The 11183-nt window shown below is 39.8% G+C and carries 7 protein-coding genes and 4 pseudogenes; 8 read left to right on the plus strand and 3 right to left on the minus strand.

All coding sequences use genetic code 11. The annotated features are described in order from the left end of the window. Positions 1-104: 104 nt before the first annotated feature. Genes HT729_RS09230 through HT729_RS09240 form a run of 3 tightly spaced genes read left to right on the plus strand, consistent with a single transcriptional unit; the run spans position 105 to position 2234 of the window. Entirely contained in the window at positions 105-746 is a 642-nt protein-coding gene (locus HT729_RS09230) for an amino acid ABC transporter permease (RefSeq protein ID WP_000120831.1), read from the plus strand. A gap of 9 nt (positions 747-755) precedes the next feature. Further along, a complete protein-coding gene (locus HT729_RS09235) occupies positions 756-1385 on the plus strand; it encodes an amino acid ABC transporter ATP-binding protein (protein WP_100128003.1) in 630 nt (209 codons plus the stop codon). Positions 1386-1397: 12 nt separating this feature from the next. Continuing rightward, the gene (locus tag HT729_RS09240) at positions 1398-2234 is read left to right on the plus strand and encodes an amino acid ABC transporter substrate-binding protein (RefSeq protein ID WP_172931935.1); all 837 of its coding nucleotides are present in this window, start codon (positions 1398-1400) and stop codon (positions 2232-2234) included. Positions 2235-2502: 268 nt separating this feature from the next. Here the strand turns inward: HT729_RS09240 and HT729_RS09245 are convergent, their stop codons facing one another. After that, positions 2503-2850, minus strand: coding sequence for a PedC/BrcD family bacteriocin maturation disulfide isomerase (locus tag HT729_RS09245; protein WP_172931936.1), 348 nt, complete (start codon positions 2848-2850; stop codon positions 2503-2505). A 110-nt stretch (positions 2851-2960) separates the two neighbouring features. Then, positions 2961-4679, minus strand: a complete 1719-nt coding sequence (locus HT729_RS09250; protein ID WP_172931937.1) for a phospho-sugar mutase — start codon at positions 4677-4679, stop codon at positions 2961-2963. A gap of 298 nt (positions 4680-4977) precedes the next feature. On the opposite strand from HT729_RS09250, the pseudogene HT729_RS12470 reads away from it, so the two are divergent. From HT729_RS12470 to gla, 5 genes and pseudogenes are all read left to right on the plus strand, one after another. Then, a pseudogene (locus HT729_RS12470) lies at positions 4978-5082 on the plus strand (YSIRK-type signal peptide-containing protein); the annotation flags it as partial. Positions 5083-6889: 1807 nt separating this feature from the next. Next, positions 6890-8008: pseudogene (locus tag HT729_RS12155) on the plus strand (MucBP domain-containing protein). Beyond that, positions 7966-8274 (plus strand): annotated as a pseudogene (locus tag HT729_RS12600) (cell surface protein); the annotation flags it as partial. The pseudogenes HT729_RS12155 and HT729_RS12600, both read left to right, overlap by 43 nt. Before the next feature lie 6 nt (positions 8275-8280). After that, positions 8281-8931 carry an LPXTG cell wall anchor domain-containing protein gene (locus HT729_RS12605; RefSeq protein ID WP_345890466.1) on the plus strand — a complete coding sequence of 217 codons (651 nt, stop codon included), beginning with the start codon at positions 8281-8283 and terminating at the stop codon, positions 8929-8931. Between the two features lie 222 nt (positions 8932-9153). Further along, positions 9154-10023, plus strand: coding sequence for an aquaglyceroporin Gla (gla, locus tag HT729_RS09260; protein WP_023933475.1), 870 nt, complete (start codon positions 9154-9156; stop codon positions 10021-10023). 706 nt (positions 10024-10729) lie between these two features. On the opposite strand, the pseudogene HT729_RS09265 reads toward gla, so the two are convergent. Beyond that, positions 10730-11183: pseudogene (locus HT729_RS09265) on the minus strand (IS30 family transposase); the annotation flags it as partial.

Here is an 11183-nt window from a genome sequence, read left to right on the forward strand (position 1 = left end):
ACGGGTGGTTATGACTTGTATATGATAGAATTTTTTTGCAAAAATGGTTGGTTATTTTGTTTATTCATGCTATAATAGGAACAATTACTTTTAGGAGGTGCAGTATGTCTTATTTATTTGAGATATTACCGAGTTTACTGAATGGTGCGAGCACGACTGTACAGGTCTTTGCACTGGTCTTGCTATTTTCGATTCCTTTGGGCGTTTTGATTGCCTTTGCCTTGCAAGTCCATTGGAAGCCCCTCCATTATCTGATTAACATTTACATCTGGGTTATGCGTGGCACCCCCTTGCTCTTGCAATTGATTTTTATTTATTATGTGCTCCCAAGTATTGGGATTCGTTTAGACCGCCTTCCTGCAGCTATTATTGCCTTTGTTCTCAACTATGCGGCTTACTTTGCAGAAATTTTCCGTGGGGGAATTGACACTATTCCAAGAGGACAGTATGAGGCAGCCAAGGTCTTGAAGTTTAGCCCTTTTGACACAGTGCGCTATATTATCTTGCCCCAAGTGACCAAGATTGTTCTTCCTAGTGTCTTTAACGAAGTTATGAGTTTGGTCAAGGATACCTCTCTGGTCTATGCTCTAGGAATTTCTGATCTTATCTTGGCTAGTCGAACAGCTGCCAACCGTGATGCTAGTCTGGTTCCTATGTTCTTGGCAGGAGCCATTTACTTGATTTTGATTGGGATTGTGACAATTATTTCCAAAAAAGTTGAGAAGAAGTATAGTTATTATAGATAGGAGGCTGCCATGTTAGAATTACGAAATATCAATAAGAAATTTGGAGATAAACAAATCCTGTCTAATTTCAGTCTAAGTATTCCTGAAAAGCAAATCCTGGCTATCGTTGGACCTTCTGGTGGAGGTAAGACAACTCTTTTACGTATGCTTGCAGGTCTTGAAACTATTGATTCAGGGCAAATCTTTTATAATGGAGATTCCTTAGAGCTGGATGAATTACAGAAGCGCAATCTACTGGGATTTGTATTCCAAGATTTTCAACTGTTCCCTCATTTATCAGTTCTGGACAATTTGACTTTATCGCCTGTGAAGACCATGGGGATGAAGCAGGAGGAGGCTGATAAGAAGGCGCGTGGTCTCTTGGAACAGTTAGGACTAGCAGGACACGCAGATGCCTATTCTTTCTCGCTATCTGGTGGGCAAAAGCAGCGGGTGGCCTTGGCGCGTGCTATGATGATCGACCCAGAAATCATTGGCTACGATGAACCAACTTCTGCCCTAGATCCAGAATTGCGCTTGGAAGTGGAAAAACTAATCTTGCAAAATAGGGAACTTGGTATGACCCAGATTGTGGTTACCCATGATTTGCAGTTCGCGGAAAATATTGCAGATGTATTATTGAAAGTAGAACCTAAATAGGAGGAAAAATGGATGAAAAAATGGATACTTGTATTAGTTAGTCTAATGACTGCTTTGTTCTTAGTAGCTTGTGGGAAAAATTCTAGCGAAACTAGTGGAGATAATTGGTCTAAGTACGAGTCTAACAAGTCTATTACTATTGGATTTGATAGTACTTTTGTTCCAATGGGATTTGCTCAGAAAGATGGTTCTTATGCAGGATTTGATATTGATTTAGCTACAGCTGTTTTTGAAAAATACGGAATTACGGTAAATTGGCAACCGATTGATTGGGATTTGAAAGAAGCTGAATTGACAAAAGGAACGATTGATCTGATTTGGAATGGCTATTCTGCTACAGATGAACGCCGTGAAAAGGTGGCTTTCAGTAACTCATATATGAAGAATGAGCAGGTATTGGTTACGAAGAAGTCATCTGGTATCACGACTGCAAAGGATATGGCTGGAAAGACATTAGGAGTTCAAGCTGGCTCATCTGGTTATGCGGACTTTGAAGCAAATCCAGAACTTTTGAAGAATATTGTCGCTAATAAGGAAGCGAATCAATACCAAACCTTTAATGAAGCCTTGATTGATTTGAAAAACGATCGAATTGATAGTCTATTGATTGACCGTGTCTATGCAAACTATTATTTAGAAGCAGAAGGTGTTTTAAACGATTATAATGTCTTTACAGTTGGACTAGAAACAGAAGCTTTTGCGGTTGGAGCCCGTAAGGAAGATACAACCTTGGTTAAGAAGATAAATGAAGCTTTTTCTAGTCTTTACAAGGACGGCAAGTTCCAAGAAATCAGCCAAAAATGGTTTGGAGAAGATGTAGCAACCAAAGAAGTAAAAGAAGGACAGTAAGATAAAATAGTGGCTGAGACTACGTTTTGATTAGCAAAACGTAGTTTTTTTGTAATCTAGGAAAACGATAATAGCGATTGAATCTGGATAATTGAATATGGAATAGCCCACTGTGATTTCTAAAACATTGTTAAAAATTGATTTGACTTCCAAAATTAAAATGTTCTGTAATGAAATGCTGATGCAACTGTTTTAGGAACAATAAAACGCATAATATCAAGGTTTTTGCACCTTATATTATGCGTTTTTGTGATTGTTAGCTGATTTTTTACAATCCTGCGAAATCTTTGATTTCTTGTGCTGACATTGAAGAGTCGCAACGGACATTGATTTGTCCATCCGCAATGTGAACGAAGCCTGGTACAGTTGGGATTCCGTAGCGTGAGCGGAATGCTTGCAACTCATTGAGTTGGCTTGCTTCTTCACTATTGATGAAGTAGATGTGAGCTTTAGTTTCAGCTACGACACCTGCCAATGTACCTGAAAATTTACGGCAGTAAGGGCAAGTTTTGCGACCGATAAAGAAGGTTGCAGTTTCTTTCTTATCAAGAGCTTCTTGCGCACGTGCAACTGTAGTGACTTCAAGATCTTTGATGTTATCTAAAAATTGTTCCATGAGATTACCTCGCTTTCATTGATATGTCTAGTATGCCATAAAGTTTCTAAAATTGCTTAGATTTGATACGAAAAAAAGATGAGATTGGTTGGTCTCATCTTTTTAGGTCTTTATTTTACAAAAGCATTGATTTCTGCTTCGATGTTAGCAATCTTAGCTTGTGATTCTTCGTTTGTTTTCCCTACAACTGCAATGTAGAACTTGATTTTTGGTTCTGTCCCTGAAGGGCGAACGGCAATCCATGAACCGTCAGCAAGTGTGTATTTTAACACATCACTTGGAGGAGTTGTCAAGTTTGTAACAGTACCGTCAGCAGCAGTAGCAGTTTGTGCCTTGAAGTCTTCTACGACAGTGATAGCTGTTGCGTTCCATTCTTTTGGAGCATTGTTACGGAATTTAGCCATAATTGCTTTGATTTGTTCAGCACCATCGACACCTGAAAGGGTAACAGAGATTGTCTTTTCTGCGTAGTAGCCATACTCTTTGTAGATTTCTTCGATACCGTCAGCAAGCGTCAAACCACGTGAACGGTAGTAGGCAGCAAGTTCAGCCACGACAAGAACGGCTTGGATAGCATCTTTATCACGTACGAATGGTTTAATCAAGTAACCGAAGCTTTCTTCAAATCCCATCATGTAAGTGTGATTGTGTTTTTCTTCGAATTCTTGGATTTTTTCAGCGATAAATTTGAAACCTGTCAAAACGTTGAACATGGTTGCACCGTAGCTTTCAGCAATCTTCGTTACCAAGTCAGTTGATACGATCGATTTGCAGAGGGCTGCATTTTCAGGAAGAGTTCCAGCATTTTTGTGGGCTTCCAAGATGTATTTAGCCATGATAGCACCGATTTGGTTACCTGAAAGGTTGAGGTAGCTACCATCTTTTTGAAGAACTTCAACACCAACACGGTCAGCGTCTGGGTCAGTTGCGACAAGAACATCTGCACCAACTTGACGACCAAGTTCTTCAGCAAGGGCAAAGGCTGCTTGGCTTTCTGGGTTTGGAGATGTTACAGTTGAGAAGTCTGGGTCAGCAGTTGCTTGCGCTTCAACAACTTGAACAGAGTCAAATCCTGCTTGGGCAAGAGCACGACGAGCCAACATTTCACCAGTACCATGAAGTGGTGTGTAGACAATCTTCATGTCTTTACCAAATTCTTCAATCAAGGCTGGGTTGATGTTTACGTCCTTAACCTCTTTAAGGTATTCTACGTCAACAGCTTCGCCGATAACTTCAATCAAGCCAGAAGCTTTTTCAGTTTCCACATCAGCAACTTCAACTGCAAATGGATTTTCGATTGCACGGATATAAGTAGTCAAAGCGTCCGCGTCATGTGGAGGCATTTGTCCACCGTCTTCACCGTAAACCTTGTATCCGTTAAATGGAGCAGGGTTGTGGCTGGCTGTGATCATGATACCTGCGAAACAGTTGAGGTGACGAACTGCAAATGATAGTTCTGGAGTTGGACGAAGGCTTTCAAATACATAAGATTTGATACCATGTTTAGCAAGAACTGCCGCAGATTCAAAGGCAAACTCAGGTGAGAAGTGACGGCTATCGTAGGCAATTGCGACACCGCGTTCTTTTTCGTTTCCACCTTTTGACTCAATCAAACGAGCCAATCCTTCAGTAGCTTGACGAACAACGTAGATGTTGATGCGGTTTGTACCAGCACCAATCAAGCCACGCATACCTGCAGTACCAAATTCAAGATTTGTATAGAAGGCATCTTCCTTTGTTTTTTCGTCCATATTTTCCAAATCTTGACGAAGATAGTCAGGAAGCTCCGCAAAATCAACCCATTTCTGGTAATTTTCTTGGTAAGACATTAACATTCTCCTTTTTGTAAATTGTTTTAACCGTTCACATTATAGCACTTTTTAGCATTTTAGTAAAACGGTAGCATAAGTTTTTAGTCAATGTTCGAAGAAGACTGTACTATTCATCATTTTGATTTAAGTGTGTTCATTACAAACCGAAATGACAACTCAATTTTATCCTATTTATAGTCTCTAAAAAATTGAAATTAAACCTTATTTTTTGTATAATTTAAAATGAGGATTATTATATACGGTCTGTTATAATATATATCTTTTGATATATATATATATATATATGGAGGTAGTCATGAATAGTCCAGAAAAACAATTAAAATACAGTATACGAAAAGTAAGTGTCGGTGCAGCTAGTGTTGTCATTGGGGCGCTCTATCTTTTGATGGGAGCTGGGATTGCTCATGCTGAGGGCGTGGAGTCAGCGAGGGAAGCTGAGAGGACAGCAAACCCGACAGATCCAGGACAGTCTGGAATTGGAGAGCCAGAAAACAAGACTGACCTCAGTCATACTGATGCAGCAGCAAACACCTATAATGCTCCCGTAGCTGACAATCCGCTAGTAACTCCAGAAAGTACGAAACCTCGTACTCGTAGTAAAAGAGAATTAGCTGATGAGGAGGCAAGTGATCCATCGAATGGAGCTACAGGAACTGAATCAGAGCCGACTTCTGGAAATGAGGGAGGTTCAGACACAGCAGATACTGATTCAGATTTACTGGATGCCAATCGTAAGGGTGACACAGTAAAAGAACACCAGCCCGGGGTCATTGTGCCTAAAGATGGAGAGACAGGTGGGGATGATAAGAATGCCCATCTGAAATTTGATACTCCTAAGGAAAATCTGACTCTCGAACAATTATGGGATATTGTAAAAAATATGCCAGACGACTTCCAAAATAATGAACGTTCTTACTTGCGTAGTATGAACACCCTTGGGGATGCTCTTAGATTTAAAAACGGCAAAGTCAGTGAAGATGGTACAGGAGATAAATTACAAGATGGTGAAATAAGAGAACTTGATTCTTTCGGTGGATGGACAGCGATTGCAGGTAAAGATGGCAGACCAGGTAAATTCGTTATTGGTAAGAAAAATGCAGATGGTTACTTTACAGGTTGGTATAAGAAAGAAGATGGTACGATTGAACAAGGTGGTATGCTTGGGGCAGATGCCTTAGATAACATCTTTGTGCACGAACAAGCATTAGACCGTCGTTTTAAATACATGCTTATGCTTGTTAAAGGACGTACACGAGCTAATCGTGACGAGACGGTTTCAGATAATTCGAAGTATGATCCACGTGCTCAAAATGAACGTGCTAATAAGAACTCCACCGAATTTAAGAATCTCCCATTTTTAGAAAAAGATAAGTATAATAAATATTCTCCAGGTGTAGTTGGATATAATGGGATAGAGAAGCAGTTTACTGCCTTTTCTCCTGGCTTCGGAAGCCGTGTTCGTGTGGAATTTGTGACAGGATATATCTCAGATATTAATGGTTCTAAAGGAACCTATCGAGTAGTCATTAAAACTAAGGATACTGCTGGCCAAGAGAAGACGGTATACGATGAAACCATTCACCGTGTAGCCGAAATCGTTCAAAATGAAAACTTGTACAAAAAAGGTTTAAATGTAGAACTGGCGAATTTCCAAATTTCCAAATTTTTTAAAGATGAGTTTAAATCTCGTGTTAATAAAATTCGTAATGAGAAAATAAAATTTACTCCATTACACCGTAAACCCAGAAGAGATTATACAGAAGAAGATACCAAACTGTACAATCAATTGGAAGCAGAAGCTACGGAAGAAGCTAAAAAACAAGGCGATATTGTGCTGAATGTTGACCAGAATACCATGCACATAAAAAATTCAGCAAAAAGAGATTCAGAATGGAAGAAAACTTTTACACACTCATCGCAGTCAACTACAAAGCTATCAAACGAATTAAATAATTTATTGAAAGTTGCTGATAAAGATACTCCTAATACCCCAACTTGGCTAGACTCAAGCACTCCTCCAGCTAAAGCTGATGACAGAGCATATAGACTACTCACTACTCTTATACCAGGTGCTAAGAAAATTACCTATCATGTTAACGATGACCAGCTGGAAGTTGAAACAGAAAACTACACATATACTGCCGCTAGAAACGGTAGTAAGGAAGTTGGTATTCAAGGGTCAGATATAGCAGCAACTCTAAGTGCCGATGAATATAATGCTAATCGCCAAACCTTTGAGAGTGCGAATACAAATACAAAAGCAAATGATCATAATAATGGTTGGGCTAGAGCTGGTTCTGAAGAGTTCAAAAACTTCTCCCACTTTATAGGGGTAGATAAAGGGATTGTGCGAACGAAGGTACTGACTGATAAAGAACTATCGGATAAGATTAGGGCAGCAGTTGGTCCTGGAGATAGCAATCTAGGAAAAGGTGGCTACTTCTCTACTGGGGATGTTCTATTAGGAAAAGATGTTGTTTCTTATACCGTACAAGTATTTTCAGAGAATAATGAAAGGGTAGGGGTAAACCCTCAAAGTCACCGTGTTCAGTATAATCTCCCAATTCTAGCTGATTTTTCAGTCATCCAAGATACTGTGGAACCATCACGAACCGTTGTTGAAAAAATCATTCCAAAACTAAATATTCCCGAAGAAGAGAAAAAGAAAATAACCGAAGAAATCAAGAAAAAGAAAAAAACCTCAGAATTGGCAGACCTAATCTCAGGAAATGTGAAAGTTCGCTATGTTGATGAACAAGGGAATTTGTTATCATTGAAAAATGATATTGGAATTGGAGAAAAAGAAAGTGACGGAACCTACATTACCAATAAAAAACAACTGATTGGTACGAGTTATGATGTCACAGATAAAAAACTCAGTAGCATGACTACTACTGACGGAAAATATTATACTTTTGAAAAAGAAGATATAGCTTCTGCAAGTTTAACTGGAGATATTGTAAGAGAAGGTAGAACAGTGACCTTAGTTTATAGAGAGAGCGAAGCGCCAACCACTGCTACAGTAACAGCCAATTACTACAAAGAAGGCACCCAAGAGAAGTTGGCAGAGTCTGTTGTAAAAGCTGATTTAGCGATAGGTTCTCAGTATACTACAGAAGCAAAAACTATTGAAGGGAAAACAACAACTGAGGACAAAGAAGACCGAGTTATCACAAGGAAAACAACATACACCTTGGTAGCAATTCCTGCAAATGCCACAGGAACTGTACCAGAAGACGGTGCAACCGTTAACTACTACTACCGTGAGAATGTTGAAGAAACAGTGGTTCCCAAAACAGCAACCTCTACTGAGACGAAGACTATAACGCGTACCATTCATTACGTTGATAAAGTTACGAACCAAAATGTCAAAGAAGATGTTGTTCAACCTGTAACCTTAAGCCGTACAAAAATTGAGAACAAGGTCACAGGAGTTGTAACCTACGGTGAATGGACAACAGGAAACTGGGACGAAAAAGCTTCACCGTCAGTAGAAAACTATGGTCCAGCCGAAACAGCTACGGTTTCTTCTGCGACCGTCACATCCGCAAGCACAGATGAGACAGTCGTTGTGAAATACCCGCAAGCTACAGAAGATATTAAAGAAAGCAAAACTGTTACCCGTACCATCAAGTATGTAGATGCGACTGATGAAACAACAGAAGTAGGTAGCCCAGTTACGCAAACAGTTGAATTAACAAGAACCAACAAGCGTAATAAAGTGACGAAAGTCGTGACAGAAGGTGAATGGACAACAGGCAACTGGGACGAAGTCGTATCGCCAGAAATTGAAAATTATGGTAAACCAGATTTACCAAAAGTATCGAATGCAGAAGTAACAGCAGATTCAAAAGGTACGACTATTTTGGTAAGGTATGACCGTTTATCAAGACCAGAAAAACCAATTCCAGAAATTCCAAGTCCTCAGGAACCAGGTGCTCCAGGTGAACCGACTCCAGACAAACCAAACCCACAACCAAATCCAGAGCATCCAAGTTTTCCGACACCAAACCCAGAACTACCAAATCAAGAGACTCCAATACCAGAGCTAACTCCAGAACCAGGTACTCCAAAAACTGAAATTCCAGTGAGTCCAGACCCAGAAGTTCCGACTTCTGAGACAAATAAAAGAGAGGAATTGCCAAACACAGGTACAGAAGCGAATGCTACCTTGGCTAGCGCTGGTATCATGACCTTATTAGCTGGTCTAGGATTAGGATTCTTCAAGAAAAAAGAAGATGAAAAATAATAGATTTTAGAATCTAGGAACAAGGAAAAGCTCACAGATGTGGGCTTTTTCCTGGTTTTGAGAACGAGGTCTTTCGAGAAGATTAAAAACGCTTACAAGTTCATTAGACTGGGAAACTCTGAATCCTATTTTTTAAAAAATATTTCCAGAAATCAGTTGCTAAATAGGGTAAAAATTGATAGAATAAAGAATATCTAAAAAATTTTAAGGAGAATCTAGCAAATGGATTTCACATGGGCACTGAAATATGCCACTGAATTTTTGGGAACTGCCATTTTGATCATTCTTGGGAATGGTGCAGTTGCCAACGTTGAACTTAAAGGTACGAAAGGTCACCAAAGTGGCTGGCTCGTCATCGCTGTTGGTTATGGTATGGGGGTTATGATTCCAGCCTTGATGTTTGGTAACGTATCTGGGAACCACATCAACCCTGCTTTCACTCTAGGACTTGCAGTTAGCGGTCTTTTCCCTTGGGCACAAGTGGTACCTTACATTATCGCGCAAGTCTTGGGGGCTATCTTTGGTCAAGCCTTAGTTGTGGCAACACACCGTCCATTCTACTTGAAAACTGAAAACCCAAATAACATCTTGGGAACTTTCTCAACTATTTCAAGTATTGACCATGGTACAAAAGAAAGTCGCTATGCAGCAACTGTCAATGGTTTGATTAATGAGTTTGTTGGTTCATTTGTTTTGTTCTTTGCAGCTCTCGGTTTGACTAAAAACTTCTTTGGTGCTGAAGTGCTTCAATACATGAAACAAATGGCAACACAAGCAGGACAGACAGTTGATTTTTCTGACTTGGCTATTAAAGCACAGGTGGCTCCACACACTGCTTCAGGACTTTCTGTGGCTCACTTGGCACTTGGATTCCTCGTTATGGCTTTGGTAACATCACTTGGAGGACCTACAGGACCTGCCTTGAACCCAGCTCGTGACTTGGGGCCACGTCTCCTTCATGCTTTCCTTCCGAAATCAGTTCTTGGTGAGAATAAAGGCGATTCAAAATGGTGGTATTCTTGGGTACCAGTAGTAGCACCTATTGCAGCAGCAATTGCGGCAGTAGCTGTATTCAAATTCCTTTATCTCTAAGAAATAGCTCCTTTAACATTTGAGTGAGCACCATTTATAAGTAAGAGAGGATCAGATTGGTTCTCTCTTTTTGATTTTTCAGGGAAATGAAAGAAAATCGACACAAACTCCTCTCCAGCAGTGGTTTAAAAGTCTCAGTGGGTTATTCCAACTTTAATGGGCTATAGTAGGTTGCAGTTGAAATAATAGACCCTTTTTCTCAAACATTGTGAGAAATTAGTTTGAATTCCCCAATCAAATTGTGCAGTTTTCATTCTACTATATATTATATTATCGGAGATGGGTTCCCTATCTTGTAAGTCTGCTTTATAGTGGGTTGAAGTTGGAATAGTCCGCCCTTCTTTCTCGAACATTGTGAGGAATTGATTTGCCTTCCTCAACAAAATGTTTAGTTTTTATTTCATTTTGCCATAAAATAAGCGATTAGGGGGCTATTCTTCGACCAACATTGGCTCTGCTGTGTCCTATGATTGTTATCGTTTTATCTGCAATCTTATACTCAATGAAAATCAAAGAGCAAACTAGGAAACTAAACCCAGCTTGACCAAAGCACAAGTTTTGAGGTCGCAGGTAGAACTGACCAAGCTGATGTGGTTTGAAGAAATTCCCCAAGGCCAAATTTCAAGTTCAAGTTAGCCATGAAGAAGTCTTCTCTGGGTGATTTGTAGTTCAAGCATTTTTTAGGATAGTCATTAATCCAATTTTAGATGAATGCGACTTCTTTGGGAGTCGTTTTCTTAGTCCCCTTAGGTAACCATCTCCGAATGAGCCTGTTGTGATTCTCATTAGTTCCCCTTTCCCAAGAGGCATAGGGGTGCGCATAATAGATATGTTCCTCAGAAAATACATCAGACAAGCGGTTAAATTCTGTACCATTATCTGCCGTGATGGAAAGAATCTGATGTTGTTTTAAGATGAGTTTTAAAGCCTGATTGACCGCCTCAGCACTTTTATTTGGAATCAATCGGATAATTTGATGCCTAGTCCTTCGATCAGTTAAGACCAGTAAACAATAATTTTTCACCCTTGTAAGCAGAACCGTATCAATCTCATAATGCCCATTCTCCAATCGCAGATTGATAGCTTCAGGACGCTGTTCGATAGATTGACCAGGGGGTTTAAAATTGGTGCTAGCTTGTTTCTTAACAGATTTTCCTTTT

It is taken from the genome of Streptococcus sp. 79, from assembly GCF_013277425.1.
GTDB classification, from domain to species: Bacteria; Bacillota; Bacilli; order Lactobacillales; family Streptococcaceae; genus Streptococcus; species Streptococcus pseudopneumoniae.